This is a genomic window from Microbacterium sp. ABRD28, from assembly GCF_003850245.1.
GTDB lineage: Bacteria > Actinomycetota > Actinomycetes > Actinomycetales > Microbacteriaceae > Microbacterium.
Genome location: NZ_CP031015.1, coordinates 1,874,804 through 1,892,111, shown reverse-complemented (window position 1 = coordinate 1,892,111; position 17,308 = coordinate 1,874,804). Strand labels below are relative to the sequence as shown.

Here is a 17,308-nt window from a genome sequence, read left to right as displayed (position 1 = left end):
CGATGCGAGAGAACCCCGAGCAAGAGGCCTCAACGTCCCGCCGTGACTTTCTGAAGGTCGGCGGCCTGGCGGCGGCGGGCTTCGCCGTGGGCGGAGCCACCGGCGCCGCCGGCGGCGCCGTGGTCGGTCACGCCGCCGGCGTGCGAGAGGGGGCGCAGGAGCTCCCGGCCCTGGCGGCGCGCTCCGAGCCCGGCTTCGATCACATCGTGGTGTTCATGGGCGAGAACCGGTCGTTCGACAACATGCTCGGATGGCTGTACACCCCCGAGACCCTCCCCGAGCGCACGAGGTTCGACGGACTCGCCTTCGGCGACTACGCGAACCTCTCGCCGCACGGCGACCGCGTCGGCGCGCACGTGTACTCCGGAGCGACCGACGTCGTGATGGGTCTTCCCAACCCCGACCCGGGCGAGGAGTTCCCGCACGTCAACACCCAGCTGTTCGGCCGCGTCGACCCGGCAGGCAACGCCACGGCGCAGGTGGGGCAGATGAGTCCGCCGTTCAACGCTCCCCCGCCCGGGACCGCACCGACGATGGACGGCTTCCTCCAGGACTATTGGAACAACTTCACCCGGCTGCGCCGAGGCACCGAGCCGACGCTCGCGGAGGCATCGCAGATCATGGGGGGCTTCTCACCCGAGCAGCTCCCGGTCCTGTCGACCCTCGCTCGGGAGTTCGCCGTCTTCGACGCCTGGTTCGCGGGCGTGCCGTCTCAGACCTACTGCAATCGCTCGTTCTTCCACGCCTCGACCTCCCACGGCTTCGTGACGAACAAGCACGGCGGCGGGTACGAGAAGTGGCTGAACGCCCCAGAGACCCCGACCATCTTCAATCGGCTCGAGGACGCGGGGCTGTCGTGGAAGATCTACTTCGATGAGATGCAGCTGGTCTCACTGACCGGCGTGCTTCACGCCCCGGTCCTGGAGAAGTACTGGCGCACCGACCACTTCGCCTTCATGCCGGAGTTCTACCGCGACGTCGAGAACGGCACCCTCCCCGCCTACGCCTTCATCGAACCGCGCCTGGCCTACAACCACAACGACTTCCATCCCCCCTTCGGGGTCTACCGCTCGAGCGAGGTCGATGGCCGCTTGGTCATCGATTCGGCGGTCTCCGACGTCCGCGCCGGCGAGAAGCTGGTGGCGAGCATCTACGACGCCATCCGCGCGAGCTCCAGCGCCACGGGGTCGAACGCCATGAACACCCTCCTCCTCATCACCTTCGATGAGCATGGCGGCACCTACGACCATGTGCCGCCGCCGCGGGCGGTGCCACCGGTGGAGGGCGCCGCGCCGGGAGAGATGGGCTTCGCCTTCGACAGGCTGGGCGGGCGCGTTCCCGCGATCGCGGTCTCGGCATACACCCGCGCCGGAACCGTCATCAACGACGAGATGCACCACGGTTCGGTGATCGCGACCGTCGCCCGCCGTCACGGGCTCCAGCCCCTCAATCGTCGGGATGCCGGGGCGAACACGCTGTTCTCGGTGCTGAACCTCAGCAGGCCCCGCCATCCCGCCACCTGGCCGACGGTCCACCCCATGTACCACCCGCCCAACCCGCAGGCCGACGAGCCGATCGACGTGACGTCGTCGCCGCACCGGGACAAGCCCCTGAGCCCGCCCGGCCGCGGGCTGCTCGGCCTCCTGCAGGCGCGATACGGCGAGGGATCCCGGGGAGAACCGCAGACGTACGCCGAGGCTTACGACTATCTGCGTCGCCGTGGCAAGGGCCTGTTCACGCAGGCGTGACGGTCCCCGCGTTCATCATCCGAGCAGCATTGCGCGCCCGGGTTCCCGCAGCACCGCCCCCACGTCGGCGAGGAACCTCGACCCCTGCTCGCCGTCGACGAGACGATGATCGAAGGACAGTGCGAGGGTGACCACGTCGCGCAGTGCGATCTGGCCGCGATACTCCCAGGGCTGAGATCGCGCCGCCCCGATGGCGAGGATGGCGGCTTCGCCGGGATTGATGATCGGTGTCCCCGCATCCACGCCGAACACACCGACGTTGGTGATGGAGAAGGTCCCCCCGCGCATCGCCTCGGGCGAGGTCTTCCCGGCACGGGCCGTGGTCGCGAGGTCGCGGATCGCGTCGGCGAGAGCGGGGAGGGTCATCCGGTCGGCATCGCGGATGTTCGGCACGACGAGACCGCGCTCGGTCGCGGCCGCGATCCCGAGGTGCACACCGTGATACTGCACGATCTCACCGCTCTCGCCGTCCCACCGCGAGTTCAGCGTCGGATGGTGACGCAGGGCGAGGCAGACGGCTTTGGCCGCTACGGCGAGGACGCCGATGCGGTGGTCGGCGAGCGACCGGTCCGCGCGCAGGGAGGCGACGAGCTCGGTCGTCTCGGTGACATCGACGGTGAGGAACACGGTGACGTGCGGCGCCGTGAAGGCGCTGCGCACCATCGCCTCGGCGGTGTGCTTGCGCACGCCTCGGATCGGGATCCGGGTCTCACCGATCTCCGCGGTGTCGTGCGTCCGCACGGATCCCACCGGCTGATCGGCGCGGGCCGTCGTGTCGGCGTAGCCGCGGACGTCGTCACGGGTGATCAGACCGTCCTGACCCGTCCCCCTCACGAGTGCGATGTCGACGCCCAGGTCTTTGGCGAGCTTGCGGACCGGCGGGGTCGACCTCGGCCGTTCCTGCACCGACTCGATCGCCTCCACGAGGCGGATGTCATCGTGCGGCGCGACAGCGAGGACTGCGGTGTCGCTCGCCGTCGTGCGAGGCGTAGACGCGGTGGTCCGCGCTCGACGCCGCGGGCGGTTCCCGCTCCGCGGCGCGGCGCCGTAGCCGACGAGGTTCGGTCCGGCTGCGTCGTCGGCCGGTGCGTCGACGGCGGTGGCCGGACGGGGAGTGGGCTCGGCGGTCGCCGGCGATGACGCGTCCGGGGTCGCTGGGCGCGCGGAGGCCTCGGCACCGACCTCGAAGGAGATCAGCGGCGAGCCGACCTCCACGACGTCTCCCGCGGCGGCATGCAGGGCCTGCACGACCCCGGCGTGCGGCGACGGCAGTTCCACGACGGCCTTGGCCGTCTCGACCTCGGCGATGGTCTGATTCAGCGCGACGCGGTCACCCTCGGCGACGAGCCACTGTACGAGCTCGGCCTCGGGCAGCCCCTCGCCGAGATCGGGGAGGCGGAACTCCTGGATCACAGTTCCACCCCCGTCAGACTGTTCGGACGGTCGAGGACCCGGTCGACGGCATCGAGGACGCGGTCGAGATCGGGAACGTGGTGCTTCTCGAGCTTCGCGGGCGGGTAGGGGATGTCATGTCCCGTCACCCGGACGGGAGGCGTCTCCAGGTAGTGGAAGCACCGCTCGGTGACACTGGCGACCAGCTCGGCACCCACTCCCGCCTCGCGAGCGGCCTCATGGGTGACCACGACGCGACCGGTCTTGCGCACCGACGCGCCGATCGTCCGGTAGTCCACCGGCGACAGCGAGCGCAGGTCGATGACCTCGAGGGAGATGCCGTCCTCCTCGGCGGCCAGTGCGGCGTCCAAGGCAGTGATCACCTGAGCGCCATAGGTCAGTACGGTGACGTCGGTGCCCTCCCGGGCGACGCGGGCAAGACCCATCGGCGGAGCATCGGCGGGATCGACGTCGAGGTGGACCTCTGCCTTGGTGTGGTACAGCCGCTTGGGCTCGAAGTAGACCACCGGGTCATCCGAGGCGATCGCCTGGCGCAGCATGACGTACGCATCCTGCGGATTGGACACCGCCACGACGCGCAGGCCCGACGTGTGGACGAAGTACGCCTCCGGCGACTCGGAGTGATGCTCGGCCGCCCCGACACCCCCCGCCCACGGGATGCGGATCGTCAGCGGCATCCGGACATTGCCGCGGGTGCGGTAGTGGAGCTTGGCGACCTGGCAGACGATCTGGTCGAAGGCGGGATACACGAAGCCGTCGAACTGGATCTCGACCACCGGCCGGAAGCCCCGGAGGGCGAGGCCCACCGCGGTGCCGACGATGCCCGACTCCGCCAGCGGCGTGTCGATGACGCGCGTGGCGCCGAACTCCTCCTGGAGGCGGTCGGTGACTCGGAAGACACCGCCCAGCTTGCCGATGTCCTCCCCCATCACCAGCACCTTGGGGTCATCCGCCATCGCACGCCGCAGACCCTCGTTGATCGCCTTGGCCATCGTCAACTGGACCATGATCAGCCCTCCTGCGTCGCGGCGAAGCCGTCGAGGTACGCGGCATATGCGGCACGCTGCTCGTCGATGCCGGAGTGCGGCTCGGCGTAGACGTCGTCGAAGATCGACAGCGGCGGTCGGGTCACCGCCCCCATCGCGGCCTGGCGCACCTCGGCGGCGAGCGCGTCGGCGTCAGCGGCGACCTCGGCGACGAAGCCGTCGTCGAATGCGTCCTCGGCACGCAGCAATGCCTCCACCCGGTCGATCGGATCGCGGCGACGCCAGATCTCGACCTCCTCCTTGTCGCGGTAGCGTGTGGGGTCGTCCGAGGTGGTGTGCGGACCCATGCGATAGGTGACGGCCTCGAGGAACGCCGGGCCCCGGCCCTTCCGGGCGTGGTCGATCGCCCACCGCATCGCGGCGAGGCAGGCCAGCACGTCATTGCCGTCCACGCGCATACTGGGGATGCCGAACCCGGGCGCGCGCCCCGCGATCGGGAACCGCGCCTGGACGCTGACCGGCTCGGAGATGGCCCACTGGTTGTTCGTGCAGACGAAGACCACCGGCGCACCGAACGAGGAGGCGAACACCATCGCCTCGTTGACGTCGCCCTGGCTGGTCGCGCCGTCCCCGAAGTAGGCCGCGGCCACCTGGTCGCCGCCGTCGCGCTGGACGCCCATCGCGTAGCCGACCGCATGGAGCGACTGGGCGCCGATGATGATCTGCTGGGTCGCCGTGTGCAGCTCGTAGGGGTTGTAGGTGGAGTGGCCCTCGCCGCGCCAGGCGAGGACGTAGTCGGATGGCTTGCCGCCCCGCGCGTACACGACGCCGGTCTCGCGATAGCTCGGGAAGGCGAAGTCGTCCGCACGCAGCGCGCGGGCGGTGCCGATCTGCGTCGCCTCCTGACCCTGGCACGGCGGCCACAGCCCCACCTGCCCCTGCCGCTGGAGAGCCACGCCCTCCGCGTCGATGCGGCGCAGCAGCACCATGTCGCGGTAGAGCCGCTGGATGGCGGCGATGTCGACATCCTCGATCCACTGCTGCAGATCGGGATCGACGACGCGTTCGCCGGCGGGGGTCAGCAGACGAGCGACGTCGTCCACATCGGTGGCCAGATCGGCCATCGGGTTCAGGGTGTGCACCGTTGTCATCCCTCCTCGAGGCGAAGCTCTCGTGAAGCGCCGCGCGTGAGTCGCCGGCAGCGTCGCCGACAAGCCCGAGGCTACCCGTTCTGTCACCTAGCTCAAGCATCTTCACGATGATTGAGCAACATGCGCAGATCGGGATGATTGAGCCTGCTAATCTTTCGCAGTATGAGCACTCTCGATCATGTCGATCTCGAGCTTCTCGCCGCCCTCTCGGACGATCCGCGCGCCACGGTCGTCGCCCTGGCGGAGCGACTGGGCCTGTCGCGCAACACGGTCCAGGCACGGATGTCGCGGCTCGAGCGGGCCGGCGTGTTCCTGTCGTACGAACGCGCGATCTCGCCGGAGGCCCTGGGGTTCCCGATCGAGGCGTTCCTCAGCGTCACGGTGCGACAGGCCGACCTCCCCCGCATCACCGCCGAGCTCGGACGCGTGCCCGAGATCGTGCAGGTCCACGGTCTGAGCGGCCAGGTCGATCTGCTGGTGCGCGTCGCCTGTCGGGACACTCAGCACCTCTTCGACACCGACGCCCGGATCCTCGCCATCGAAGGCGTCGAGCGCACCGAGACCTCCCTGGTCATGGGGGAGGTCATCGGCTACCGCGTGCGGCCGCTCATGGAGCAGGCACGACGGGACTCGTAGCCCCTGCGCCGCGCGCATCGACCGAGGACGCCGCGTCGAGGCGGACGAGGATCACACCGACGAGGATGAGCGCTCCGCCGACGAACTGGACGGCAGCGGGGATCTCCGAGAGGAAGATCCAGGCGAAGGCCAGCGCGAAGAGCACCTCGGAGAGTCCGACGAAGGACCCTACGCGGGAGCCGATCCGCGGCACGGCCATCACCCCGAGACCGTATCCGACCGTGGTCGCCACCGCGGCCACCCACAGCAGCGGCAGCCACCACGCCACCTCCGCGCCTGCCAGCGTCACCGTCACGGCGACGGCGCGGAACGGCAGGATGCCGGTCGCGCACAGCGCCGCCATCACCAGGCTGCCGAAGAGCAGTCCGGCGGCGGCGAGTGCGAGGGGCGGCAGATCGTCTCCGGCGCGCTCGGCGATGACGAAGTACGCGCAGACGCACACCGCCGCGCCGAGCGCGAACAGCACGCCGATCGGGTCGAATGCCGCGCCGGAGACGTCGACGACGAGCACCAGGCCCAGGACCGCCACCACCGACCCCGCGAGGACGAGGACCGACGGGCGCCGGCGGGTGCGGATCCAGACCGCGACGACGAGGATCACCGGTGCGAGGTACTGGATGAGCAGTGCCACCGCCACCGGCATCCGCTGCATCGCGGAGAAGAAGAGCAGCTGACATCCGAGCACCGGCATGAGCCCGAAGGCGACGATGAGGTGCCAGTGACGTCGGATGAATCCGCGCTGGCGACGAATCGCCACTACGAGCGCCGGAGAGAGCACGAGGGCGGCGACGCCCATCCGCACCAGGAGCGCGGCTCCGAGCGACCATCCGGCCTCCAGCAGCGGCTTCATGAACGGCCCGCTCGAGGAGAACGCCAATGCCGAGGCCAGGGCCATCACCAAGCCCGTGGTGGCTGCGCGCGACGCTGCCGCGGGAACGGCGAGGGAGAGCACGGGAAGCGGCGCGGTCGCGGTCATCGGGTCATCCGTCTGTCAGGAGTCAAGCATGCGTACACTGGTGACACTAGCGTCGGCGAATGTCAGGAGTCAACATGGTGTTCATTCATGACACCGAGAGCAATCTCCGTGCGGCGGCGTATCTGGTCAACACCCTCCCGGGGGTGGGCGGTGAGGACGCCGTGGACACCCTCGCGACCCTCGAGCAGTTCGACGAATACCTGCGGATCAACCCGTACACCGGCGCCATCCGTCGCGATGACGCCGAACTCTCGGCGCTGCGCGGAGTGCGCCGACCGCTGCAGGGGCTGTGGGACGTCGACCGCGACGGAGCGGTGCCCCTGGTCAACGAGATGCTGCGACGCGGACACGCCCTCCCCCGCCTGATGAAGCATGACGGAATGGACTGGCACATCCACGCCACGTCTGACGATGCCCCCCTGGCGACGCGGGTGCTGGTCGAAGCCGCCATGGCCTTCGTGGATGTCATCCGCGCCGACGAGTACGACCGCGTGCGACGGTGCGCCGCCGATGACTGCGACGGCGTCTACGTCGATTTCTCCAAGAACAAGTCCAAGCGCTACTGCGACACCGGCAACTGCGGGAACCGGATGAACGTCAACGCGTATCGGCAGCGGAAGGCGCAAGAAAGCGAGTGATGGCCGCAGCTGCGGGCCCGGGCGTCTCGTAGTGGATCAGATGCCCCACCTCGGGGATCTCCACGAGCTCCGCCCGGGGGAACAGCGTCTGCAGCCGGCGCTGCGCGGCGAGGGGCGTGATGTCGTCGCGCTCGGCGACGATGAGGAGCGTCGGCTGCGCGATCTCGGGCGCGAAACCCCGCACGTCGTTGCCGACCGAGGTTTCGAACGCCTCACGGAGGACGTCGCGGTCGGCGAAGCGCGAGAAGTAGCGATCATGCTGGTCGTGGATGTAACGGCGCAGATCTCGACGGCGCGTCTTGGCCATCGCCACACTCATCCCGCGGACGATCGCTCGCTGCCGAAGCACCCACTCCCCTGCCGGCCGCGGCAAGCGGGCGCCCATCCGGTAGTACAGCACCGCGAGACGGGTGAGGAGGCCCCGGGGACCCTCCAGCGCCGGCGCGCCGATGGGGTTGATGAGGATGAGCCGTGATGTCGGGAGCCCTCCGGCCACCGCCGCCGACGCCACGATCGAGCCGAACGAGTGTCCCAGGATCACCGCCTCCGGGGCGAGGGTCGCGTGGAGCTCGGTGAGCCAGGCACGGTAGGCGTCGATGTCGTGTCGGCGCCCGGGAAGCGGGGTCGAGTCTCCGAAACCGGGGAGGTCGGGGACGATCACGCGCATGTCGGGCAGAAGACCGATGATGGCGGCCAGCCCATGGTGGTCGCCGCGGAACCCGTGCACGGCGAGCACGGTGACCGCGGCGTCGGCAGGCCCGTACGTCCAGTAGGCGGTCCGACCGCCCAGGATCTCGACCCGGTCCCCCTCGGGTACCACGGCGCGCGGGGCGGGGACCTCGGGGTGCGGAATCGACACGCTCGAGTCTAACCGGCAGCCGATGTCGGGACCGGCGCGTACGGTGCGGAGCCATGACGATCCCTCGCTCCGCCCCCGATCCCGCTGCGTCGGCTCCCCTTCCCCTCCGCGGCGATCCGCCGCCCTGGCTCCGCGTCGTGGGTGTGTTCGATCTGGAGACCACGGGTGTGGATGTCCGCACCGACAGGGTCGTCACGGCGCACGTCGGGTTGCTGGATGCTGCGGGGATGGCGGTCTGCGGGCGATCGTGGCGGGCCGATCCGGGTGTGGAGATCCCCCCGGCGGCGACCGCCGTGCACGGGATCACCACCGCCCAGGCCCGCGCCACGGGCCGACCCGCGGCGGAGGTCGTGGCCGAGGTCGTCGGGTGCCTTCGCGGCATCCTCGACGCGGGCATTCCGGTGGTGGCCTACAACGCAGCCTACGACTTCTCGCTGCTGCACCACGAAGCCCTGCGTCACGGGGTCGTACCGCTGGAGCACCCGAATCCGGTCTTCGATCCGCTCGTCATCGACCGCCACTACGACCGCTATCGGCGGGGGAAGCGCACCCTCATGCGGGTGGCGGAGCATTATGCCGTCCCCCTCGACGAGGCGCATGAAGCGGCTGCCGACGCGCGCGCGGCAGGACGCGTGGCGCAGGCGCTCGCCCGGCGCTATCGGGGCCTGCTCCCACCGACTGCTCGGCAGATCCACGTCGAGCAGATCGCGTGGGCGCGCGACCAGGCCGCCAGCCTCACCGAGTACTTCGTGAGGATCGGTCGCATCGATGCCGGCGATCCGATCGACGGCACGTGGCCGGTGCGATGACGCGAAGAAGCCCCCGACCGCGGTCGGGGGCTTCTTCGCGGTGGCTCAGCGGCCGCCGAAGTTCTTGAAGCGCTGGTTGAACTTCTCGACGCGACCGGCCGAGTCGAGGATGCGCTGCTTGCCCGTGTAGAACGGGTGCGAGGCCGACGAGATCTCGACGTCGATGACGGGGTACTCGACACCGTCGAGCTCGATCGTCTTGTCGCTGGTGACGGTGGAACGGGTGAGGAAGGTCTCGCCCGAGCCGAGGTCGCGGAACACGACCGCGCGGTAGTCGGGGTGGATGTCAGTCTTCATGGGAATCCTTGCGGGAGCGACGGAAAGTCTGTTGTGCGAGAGCACCAGCGGATGAGTCTACCAGGCGTCGGCCCGGACCACCGAACCGGGTTCCGCCGAGCACGACGGCGAGGTCGTCACCGTGCAGCGCGGGCGGTGAAGCGCCCGTCCTCCTCGCGGAGCGTGATCGGCGTACCGAAGGTCTCGGTCAGCGACTCCCCCGTCAGCGCCTCGGCGAGCGGCCCCGCTGCCACGACGCGCCCCTCGCGGAGCAGCAGAACATGGGTGAAGCCCACGGGGATCTCCTCCACGTGGTGCGTGACCATCACCATCGCCGGCGTGGTCGGCGCCTGCGCGTACCCGCCCAGCAGCAGAAGCAGCTCCTCTCGCGCACCCAGATCCAGGCTGGCGGTCGGTTCGTCCAGCAGCAGCAGCTCGGGGTCGGTCATGATGGAGCGCGCGATCTGCACGCGCTTCTGCTCGCCATCCGACAGCGTGCCGAACGTGCGATCGGCCAGCTCGTCCAGACGCCACTCCGCAAGGACGCGCAGCGCTCGGCGCTCGTCGATGTCCTCGTAGTCCTCGCGCCAACGTCCGACCACCGAGAACGCCGCGGTCAGGACGACGTTGAGAACGGTCTCGTCCTCGGGGATCCGACGGGCCATGGCGCTGGAGGCGAAGCCGATGCGCGGACGCAGCTCGAAGACATCCGTTCGACCGAGGCGCTCGCCGAGGATCGTGACCGCACCGGAGGTCGGATGGATCAGGGTGTCCGCGAGCTGCAGAACCGTGGTCTTCCCCGCGCCGTTCGGGCCGAGCACCACCCACCGCTGATCGTCGCTGACCTCCCAGTCGAGGTGATCGACGATGTCACGGGCGTTTCTGCGGACGACGACGTCGGAGAACTCCAGCACCTGCGGCATGACCCCAGCCTATCGGCCGGGCACCGACTGTCACGGCGCCGCGGCGACCTCCCGGTACAGAGCCGCCGTCTGGGCGGCGATGCTGTGCCAGCTGAAGTCGGAGATCGCCCGCTGTCGCCCCGCTTCCCCCCACACCCGGGCCCGGGTGGGGTCGCCGACCACCGCGGTGAGGGCGGCGGCGAGGTCGTCGACGAACCTGTCGGGGTCCAGGGGCGTCCCCGTGCCGTCGTCCATCTGCTCGATCGGCACCAGCCGACCGGTGACCCCGTCGACGACGACCTCGGGGATACCGCCCGTGGCGGTGCCGACGACAGCGGCGCCGCACGCCATCGCCTCGAGGTTCACGATCCCGAGGGGCTCGTACACCGAGGGGCACACGAAGGCGGTCGCGGCGGTGAGCACCGTGCACAGTTCGTGGCGCGAGAGCAGCCGGTCCAGCCACACCACTCCGTCGCGCGTTTCCTGAAGGCCTCGGACGAGCTCCTCCACCTCCGCCATGATCTGCGGGGTGTCCGGAGCACCGGCGCACAGCACGAGCTGTACCTCCGGCGGCAGCTGGGCCGCAGCGCGCAGAAGATACGGCAGACCCTTCTGCCGGGTGATCCGACCGACGAAGACGACCGACGGCCGCGCCGGGTCGACTCCCAGCCGGGTCAGGAGCGGGTCGTCGGTCACGGGGTGCCACGAGTCGGTGTCGATCCCGTTGTAGATCACTCGCACCTTGCCCGGGTCGACCGCGGGATAGCTGCGGAGGATATCGGCGCGCATGCCTTCGCTCACCGCCACGATCGCCGCAGCGTGCTCGTAGGCGACCTTCTCCACCCAGCTCGACACCGCATATCCCCCGCCGAGCTGCTCGGCCTTCCACGGCCGAAGCGGCTCGAGGCTGTGAGCGGTGAGCACGTGCGGAACGCCGTGCAGAAGCGAGGAGAGGTGGCCGGCGAAGTTGGCGTACCAGGTGTGACTGTGCACGACGTCGGCGCCGGCGACATCCGTCACGATCTCGAGGTCGGTGCCGAGTGTCTGCACGGCGGCGTTGGCGCCGGCGAGCTCCGCGGGCACGCGGTACGAAGTCGTGTCCGCCTCGTCACGATCGGCCCCGAAAGCCCGCACGCGCACATCCACCGGTGAGCCGGCGCCCCCGTCTCGCAGCGCCCGCACCAGTTCGGTCACGTGCACCCCGGCGCCTCCGTAGATCTCCGGCGGGTATTCCTTGGTGATCATGTCCACGCGCATGGGTCGAAACCTAGTACACGTCGGCATCTGTGGACAGTCGCTGGGTACCAGCGCGAAACCGGGCCTAGGGTGGTGCCATGCCTGCAGCGCCGAAGGTCTTCGGAATCATCCTCGCCGGCGGCGAGGGGAAGCGACTCATGCCCCTGACCGCCGACCGCGCCAAGCCCGCCGTACCGTTCGGGGGCCAGTACCGGCTCATCGACTTCGCGATATCCAACCTGATCAACTCGGGGCTCCGGCAGATCGTCGTCCTCACCCAGTACAAGTCCCACAGCCTCGACCGTCACGTGTCACAGACCTGGCGGATGTCGGCGCTTCTGGACTCCTACGTCGCTTCGGTGCCCGCGCAGCAGCGGCTCGGCAAGCGATGGTTCTCGGGGTCGGCGGATGCGATCCTGCAGAGCCTGAACCTCATCAACGACGAGCAGCCCGACATCGTCATCGTGATCGGCGCCGACCACGTGTACCGCATGGACTTCCGGCAGATGCTCGCCGCGCACATCGAGTCGGGCGCCCGGGCCACGGTGGCCGGCATCCGCCAGCCGATCTCCCTGGCCGACCAGTTCGGCGTCATCGACGTCGATCCCGACGACCCGAGCCGCATCCGCGACTTCCTCGAGAAGCCGCAGCACCCCGAGGGCTTGGCCGATGCGCCCGATCAGGTGCTCGCATCCATGGGCAACTACATCTTCGACGCCGACGCTCTGATCGAGGCGGTCGAGGCCGACGGCGAGATCCCGACCTCCAACCACGACATGGGCGGGGACATCGTCCCGTACTTCGTCGGTCGCGGTGAGGCGGGGGTCTACGACATGGTCCGCAACGACGTGCCGGGGTCGACCGATCGCGACCGGTCGTACTGGCGAGACGTCGGGACGATCGACTCGTTCTTCGAGGCCCACCAGGATCTGATCTCGACGCTGCCCGTCTACAACCTCTACAACATGCAGTGGCCGATCCACTCGCAGGCCGTCAACTCACCGCCCGCGAAGTTCGTCCGCGACTCGGTGGGCCGGATCGGCAACTCCATCGATTCGATCGTCTCGCTCGGTTCCGTCCTCTCCGGGACGCATCTCGAGCGCAGCGTCGTCGGTCCGTGGACGCTCGCCGCGGGGGGCTCGACGATCACCGATGCCGTCCTGTTCGACCACGTGCAGGTGGGTGCCGGCGCGCGGATCCATCGCGCCATCCTCGACAAGAACGTCGTCCTGGCCGACGGCGCCACCGTGGGGGTCGACCGCGAACGCGACATCGCCCGGGGATTCACCGTCACCGACAGCGGGATCACCGTGGTCGGCAAGGGAGTCTTCGTCGATCGGTGACCCTCGGCACGCCGCTACGGTGGACAGGTGAGCGAGCCCGCGCGATTCCTCGTCGTCCTCGACGCCGATTCGACCCTCATCCGCAACGAGGTGATCGAACTCATCGCTGATGAGGCCGGCCGCGGAGCGGAGGTCGCCGCCGCCACGGAGGCGGCGATGCGCGGCGAGGTCGACTTCGCCACGAGCCTGCGCATCCGGGTGGAGACGCTGGCCGGAGTCCCGCTGGGCGCACTCGACCGCGTGCGCGCACGTGTCGAGCCGACCCCGGGGGCCGTGGAGCTCATCGCCGCGGTGCATGACCGCGGCGGAATCGTGGGCGTCGTCTCCGGCGGCTTCCACGAGATCCTCGACCACATCGCGCCGTCGCTCGGTGTGGATCTGTGGCGGGCCAACCGACTCGCCGTCGCGCACGACGCGCTGACCGGGCAGGTCTCCGGTCCGATCGTCGACGCCGAGGGGAAGGCGGCCACCCTCGTGGCGTGGGCCGGTGACCACGGGGTTCCCCGGGCGCGCACCCTGGCGATCGGCGACGGTGCGAACGACCTCGTGATGATGTCGGTCGCCGGACTCGGCCTCGCCTTCAACGCCAAGCCGCTCGTCCGGGAACGGGCCGACCTCGTGATCGGGCCGGTGGATCTGCGCGAGGTGATCCCCCTCCTGCCGTAGGGAGGTGTCGGGCACGGGGAGTACGGTGGCGGCCATGGACGTCCTCCTGGTTCCCGGACTCTGGCTCACCGCGTCGTCGTGGAATGAGGTGGTGCCGGGTCTGCGATCCGCCGGGCTCTCCCCCGTCCCCCTCACCATGCCGGGCGTCCGGCGTGGCGACGCCCCTCCCGACCCGGCAACGGCCGACATCGGCATCGACGAGTGGATCGATGCCGTCGTGGCCGAGATCGACAGGCGGGAGGCCCCCGTCGTCCTGGTCGGTCACAGCGGAGGCGGCAACGTGATCTACGGCGCCGCCGACCTCCGGCCGACGAGGGTGGCGCACCTGGTGTTCCTCGACACCTTCCCGCCGTCAGACGGAGGCATCATCTCGGAGTTCCCGATCGACGGCGACACCGTGCCGTTCCCCGGGTGGGACTTCTTCGACGACGACGACGTCGACGACCTCGATCCGGACGTGCGGGACCGGGCCATGGCGCACGTCGGCGTCGTGCCCCGCAGGGTTCCCACCGACCCCGTCTCGCTCACCGACGACCGGCGCCGCGAAATCCCGGCCACGATCCTCACCAACACCGTCTCGCCCGAGCAGATCGAGGCGATCCGTCAGGATCCGCCCGCCTGGGCCGCTGGCCTCGCTGCGCACGGCCCCCTGCGCGCCGTCTCACTCCGCGCGCCCGATGAGGCGAGCGGCCACTGGCCGCAGTTCTCCAAGCCCGATGCCGTCGCCCGCGCGATCGCGGAGACGCTCGGACGGTGATCCGTCGCGGGGATGACCGACCGGGTCAGTGCCCCATGCCGAGTCCACCGTCGACCGGGATCACCGCGCCGGAGATGTAGGCCGCGTCATCGGAGGCCAGCCACGCGACGACGCCCGCGACCTCGGTCGCGTCGCCGAAGCGTCCGGCGGGGATGTTCTTCTTGTACTCGGCCTGGGTGTCGGCGGGCAGCTCGGCGGTCATGTCGGTCTCGATGAAGCCGGGTGCGACGACATTGGCCGTGATCCCCCGCGCCCCGAGCTCACGGGTGAGCGACCGGGCGAACCCCACGAGCCCGCTCTTGGAGGCCGCGTAGTTCACCTGCCCCGCGGAACCATAGAGGCCGACCACGCTGGAGATGAGGATGATGCGCCCGAACCGTGCGCGGATCATGCCCTTCGACGCTCGCTTGACCACTCGGAACGCCCCGCCGAGGTTCGTGGCGACGACGCTGTCGAAATCGTCTTCGCTCATGCGCATCAGAAGGGTGTCGCGGGTGATCCCGGCGTTCGCCACGACGATCGTCACGGGGCCGAGCGCCTGTTCCACCTCCGTCATCGCCGCGTCGAGCGAGGAGGCGTCGGTGACGTCTGCTCGAACGGTGAGCGCGCCGTCGGGGCCCTCGCCCGAACGGGCGGTGACGGCCACCCGGTAGCCGTCGGCCACGAAGCGCTCGGCGATGGACCGTCCGATGCCGCGGTTTCCGCCGGTGACCAGGACGACACGTTCGTTGCTCATCCTCACAGCCTAGCCAGGCAGGTTTGACACCCGGGACGACAGCCTGAAACGCTGGAGTGACACGAGAAAGGGCGCACCGTGAGCACACCCGAGAACCCGCAGGGCACCGAGCCGACCACCCCCGGGGTTCCGCCCTACCCCGGCTCTCCGCAGGGATCATCGGCGCCCGCTCAGCCGCCCGCCTACGGTCAGCCGCCCGCGCAGGCTCCCTACCCCGGCCCGTCCCCCTACGGCGCGACCGCCCCGTACGGAACCCAGCCGCCGTACGCGGGCGCGCCGTACGGCGCGTATGCGGGCCCGAAGACGAATGTCCTGGCGATCGTCTCCCTCATCTCGTCCATCGCATCGTTCGTCATCCTCCCCTTCATCGGATCGCTCGTCGGCGTGATCACCGGCCACATGGCGCTTTCGCAGATCAAGCGCACCGGCGAGCAGGGCCGCGGTCTCGCACTCGCCGGCACGATCGTCGGGTATGTCGGCCTCGGGTTCATCCTCCTGTTCGTGCTGTTCTTCCTGTCCTTCCTGCCTCTGATCATCGGCAGCGCCTCCACCGGCACGCTCTCCTGAGCCGGCCGGTCGCATCTCGCCGCCTTCGAGATCTCTTGCGATCGAGAAAGTGTTGATCCCGGCCGGAGCCGCCTCCCTCCACGCGGCGTACCCTTGTCCCATCGTGAACCGCTCGTCGAGGCCTCCATCCGCCACGTCGCTGCCCCGCGCACCTCGTGACGATTCCGGCGCGCGGTCGGCGCGCTACCTCGCGATGATGGGCGTGCGCGTCCTGTGCTTCGTGCTGATGGTGCTCATCACGCCGTACGGCTGGTACACCTGGGTGTTCGCGCTCGGAGCGGTCTTCCTCCCCTATGTGGCTGTCGTGTTCGCCAACGTCGGCGCAACGGATCGGGTGGCTCGCTCCGAGAACCCGGAGCGCCAGATCACGGCGCCGGTCGCTTCGGAGCCGCCGCCCGCCCCGGCCGACCGCGTTCTGCGCATTCAGGAGTCCTCTCCGCCCCCGCGGCGCGGAGAGGGCGAGTGAGCGCCGACGGGTCACCGGCGCAGTGCTCACGCGCGGGATGCCGCGCCGCGGCGTCGTGGCTGATCCGCTGGCGCAATCCCCGCATCCACAGCGCTGATCGTTGGAAGTCGTGGGTGGCCTGCGACGAGCATCGCGAGTATCTGCGCGAGTTCCTCGCCGCACGCTCGTTCCCTCTCGACGTGTCTCCTCTCGACCGGGCGGTCAGCGGACCGTGACGGCGACCCGATCTTCCACCTTCGTCCGCTGGACCGGGTACGCACTCGTGGCCGTGGTGTTCGCGATCGCGTGCGCCTTCCTGTCGAACTGGCAGTTCTCGCGCAACGCCGAGCGCGCCACCGAGCTGCGGATCGTGGAGCAGAACTACGACGCCACCGCGGTGCCCCTGGAAGAGCTGGTCCCGGCCGGGTCGGCACTGGACCCCGAGGACGAATGGCGTCCGGTCGAGCTCGTCGGGCAGTACCTCCGTGACGAACAACTGCTTGTGCGCAACCGACCTCACGGTGGCACCGCGGCTTTCGAAGTCCTCGTGCCGTTCCGCCTGGATGACGGCAGGGTCGTTCTGATCAATCGCGGATGGGTGCCCCCGGGCGCCGATCAGGCCGAGCCCGACGCCGTCCCGGCACCACCGGAGGGAACGGTGACGGTCGAGGCTCGCCTTCGGCCGGAGGAGGCGGCGCCGCGGTCGGGTCGGTCGGCGCCGGCGGGCCAGGTGCCGACGATCAACATCGGTCTGGTCGCAGAGCGTCTTCCCGCCGCCACGGCGAACGCCCTTCAGCCGTCACTCTACGCGTTGATGTCGAGCGAGGACCCGGCTGCCACCCCCGCGCCGGCAGCTCTCGAGGTCCCGTCCGAAGACCCCGGTCCGCACCTGTCCTACGCGATCCAATGGATCCTCTTCGCGCTCATGGGCTTCATCTTCATCGGGTACATCATCCGCACCGAGCTCCGGTACCGGCGAGAAGACCAGGAGGATGACGGAACCGAGGCCCCCTCCGCCGGCGACACGCTTCCGCCGGTCATCGCCGGCGGCGGCGTCGCCCCGCGAGTGCGCCGAGGGAGGCGTCGCCCCGATCCCGACGCGAGCGAAGAGGATGCTCTGCTCGACGCTGCCGGCTCCGATCGTCGGAGCTGAGACCCGACGCG

At 69.7% G+C, this 17,308-nt stretch carries 20 protein-coding genes; 11 read left to right on the top strand and 9 right to left on the bottom strand.

Features of this window, described 5'->3' with window-relative positions; genetic code table 11:
- Positions 1-2 precede the first annotated feature (2 nt).
- Positions 3-1,748: an alkaline phosphatase family protein gene (locus DT073_RS09160; RefSeq protein WP_124293113.1), complete on the top strand. Its 1,746-nt coding sequence runs from the start codon at positions 3-5 to the stop codon at positions 1,746-1,748.
- Positions 1,749-1,763: 15 nt separating this feature from the next.
- Here the strand turns inward: DT073_RS09160 and DT073_RS09155 are convergent, their stop codons facing one another.
- The 3 genes from DT073_RS09155 to pdhA are packed head-to-tail and all read right to left on the bottom strand — an operon-like array spanning position 1,764 to position 5,298.
- Positions 1,764-3,161 carry a dihydrolipoamide acetyltransferase family protein gene (locus DT073_RS09155; protein ID WP_124293112.1) on the bottom strand — a complete coding sequence of 466 codons (1,398 nt, stop codon included), beginning with the start codon at positions 3,159-3,161 and terminating at the stop codon, positions 1,764-1,766.
- Positions 3,158-4,168 carry an alpha-ketoacid dehydrogenase subunit beta gene (locus DT073_RS09150; RefSeq protein WP_124293111.1) on the bottom strand — a complete coding sequence of 337 codons (1,011 nt, stop codon included), beginning with the start codon at positions 4,166-4,168 and terminating at the stop codon, positions 3,158-3,160. The genes DT073_RS09155 and DT073_RS09150 overlap by 4 nt, the downstream gene beginning before the upstream one ends.
- Before the next feature lie 2 nt (positions 4,169-4,170).
- Positions 4,171-5,298 (bottom strand): pyruvate dehydrogenase (acetyl-transferring) E1 component subunit alpha, encoded by a 1,128-nt coding sequence (gene pdhA / locus DT073_RS09145; protein ID WP_124293110.1) that lies wholly within the window; start codon positions 5,296-5,298, stop codon positions 4,171-4,173.
- A 162-nt stretch (positions 5,299-5,460) separates the two neighbouring features.
- Between pdhA and DT073_RS09140 the strand changes: the two genes are divergently transcribed.
- Complete coding sequence (locus DT073_RS09140; RefSeq protein ID WP_124293109.1) at positions 5,461-5,934, top strand: Lrp/AsnC family transcriptional regulator; 474 nt, start codon at positions 5,461-5,463, stop codon at positions 5,932-5,934.
- Here the strand turns inward: DT073_RS09140 and DT073_RS09135 are convergent.
- Positions 5,906-6,910 (bottom strand): EamA family transporter, encoded by a 1,005-nt coding sequence (locus tag DT073_RS09135; protein WP_124293108.1) that lies wholly within the window; start codon positions 6,908-6,910, stop codon positions 5,906-5,908. The two genes, DT073_RS09140 and DT073_RS09135, sit on opposite strands and share 29 nt — an antisense overlap.
- Before the next feature lie 74 nt (positions 6,911-6,984).
- On the opposite strand from DT073_RS09135, the gene DT073_RS09130 reads away from it, so the two are divergent.
- Entirely contained in the window at positions 6,985-7,548 is a 564-nt protein-coding gene (locus DT073_RS09130; RefSeq protein WP_124293107.1) for a CGNR zinc finger domain-containing protein, read from the top strand.
- On the opposite strand, the gene DT073_RS09125 is transcribed toward DT073_RS09130, so the two are convergent.
- Positions 7,508-8,407 carry an alpha/beta fold hydrolase gene (locus DT073_RS09125; protein WP_442927899.1) on the bottom strand — a complete coding sequence of 300 codons (900 nt, stop codon included), beginning with the start codon at positions 8,405-8,407 and terminating at the stop codon, positions 7,508-7,510. The genes DT073_RS09130 and DT073_RS09125 overlap by 41 nt on opposite strands.
- Before the next feature lie 53 nt (positions 8,408-8,460).
- Here DT073_RS09125 and DT073_RS09120 point away from each other — a divergent pair, with 53 nt between their 5' ends.
- A complete protein-coding gene (locus DT073_RS09120) occupies positions 8,461-9,216 on the top strand; it encodes an exonuclease domain-containing protein (RefSeq protein ID WP_124293106.1) in 756 nt (251 codons plus the stop codon).
- 45 nt (positions 9,217-9,261) lie between these two features.
- Here the strand turns inward: DT073_RS09120 and DT073_RS09115 are convergent, their stop codons facing one another.
- The 3 genes from DT073_RS09115 to glgA form a co-directional block, all read right to left on the bottom strand.
- Positions 9,262-9,513, bottom strand: coding sequence for a type B 50S ribosomal protein L31 (locus DT073_RS09115; RefSeq protein ID WP_124293105.1), 252 nt, complete (start codon positions 9,511-9,513; stop codon positions 9,262-9,264).
- Positions 9,514-9,629: 116 nt separating this feature from the next.
- Entirely contained in the window at positions 9,630-10,415 is a 786-nt protein-coding gene (locus DT073_RS09110; RefSeq protein ID WP_124293104.1) for an ABC transporter ATP-binding protein, read from the bottom strand.
- Positions 10,416-10,445: 30 nt separating this feature from the next.
- On the bottom strand, positions 10,446-11,651 hold the full coding sequence (glgA, locus tag DT073_RS09105; protein WP_124293103.1) for a glycogen synthase: 1,206 nt from the start codon (positions 11,649-11,651) through the stop codon (positions 10,446-10,448).
- Between the two features lie 77 nt (positions 11,652-11,728).
- Here glgA and DT073_RS09100 point away from each other — a divergent pair, with 77 nt between their 5' ends.
- Genes DT073_RS09100 through DT073_RS09090 form a run of 3 tightly spaced genes read left to right on the top strand, consistent with a single transcriptional unit; the run spans position 11,729 to position 14,396 of the window.
- Positions 11,729-12,973, top strand: coding sequence for a glucose-1-phosphate adenylyltransferase (locus DT073_RS09100; RefSeq protein ID WP_124293102.1), 1,245 nt, complete (start codon positions 11,729-11,731; stop codon positions 12,971-12,973).
- Positions 12,974-13,000: 27 nt separating this feature from the next.
- Complete coding sequence (gene serB / locus DT073_RS09095; protein ID WP_124293101.1) at positions 13,001-13,639, top strand: phosphoserine phosphatase SerB; 639 nt, start codon at positions 13,001-13,003, stop codon at positions 13,637-13,639.
- Positions 13,640-13,673: 34 nt separating this feature from the next.
- Positions 13,674-14,396, top strand: a complete 723-nt coding sequence (locus DT073_RS09090; RefSeq protein ID WP_124293100.1) for an alpha/beta fold hydrolase — start codon at positions 13,674-13,676, stop codon at positions 14,394-14,396.
- A 25-nt stretch (positions 14,397-14,421) separates the two neighbouring features.
- On the opposite strand, the gene DT073_RS09085 is transcribed toward DT073_RS09090, so the two are convergent.
- Positions 14,422-15,132 (bottom strand): beta-ketoacyl-ACP reductase, encoded by a 711-nt coding sequence (locus DT073_RS09085; RefSeq protein WP_124293099.1) that lies wholly within the window; start codon positions 15,130-15,132, stop codon positions 14,422-14,424.
- Positions 15,133-15,210: 78 nt separating this feature from the next.
- On the opposite strand from DT073_RS09085, the gene DT073_RS09080 reads away from it, so the two are divergent.
- From DT073_RS09080 to DT073_RS09065, 4 genes are all read left to right on the top strand, one after another.
- Positions 15,211-15,699 (top strand): DUF4190 domain-containing protein, encoded by a 489-nt coding sequence (locus tag DT073_RS09080; protein WP_124293098.1) that lies wholly within the window; start codon positions 15,211-15,213, stop codon positions 15,697-15,699.
- Positions 15,700-15,802: 103 nt separating this feature from the next.
- Positions 15,803-16,165, top strand: coding sequence for a DUF3099 domain-containing protein (locus DT073_RS09075; protein ID WP_124293097.1), 363 nt, complete (start codon positions 15,803-15,805; stop codon positions 16,163-16,165).
- Positions 16,162-16,380 carry a hypothetical protein gene (locus tag DT073_RS09070; protein ID WP_124293096.1) on the top strand — a complete coding sequence of 73 codons (219 nt, stop codon included), beginning with the start codon at positions 16,162-16,164 and terminating at the stop codon, positions 16,378-16,380. The genes DT073_RS09075 and DT073_RS09070 overlap by 4 nt, the downstream gene beginning before the upstream one ends.
- Positions 16,377-17,297, top strand: a complete 921-nt coding sequence (locus DT073_RS09065) for an SURF1 family cytochrome oxidase biogenesis protein (protein ID WP_124293095.1) — start codon at positions 16,377-16,379, stop codon at positions 17,295-17,297. Before DT073_RS09070 ends, DT073_RS09065 begins: the two co-directional genes overlap by 4 nt.
- Positions 17,298-17,308 lie beyond the last annotated feature (11 nt).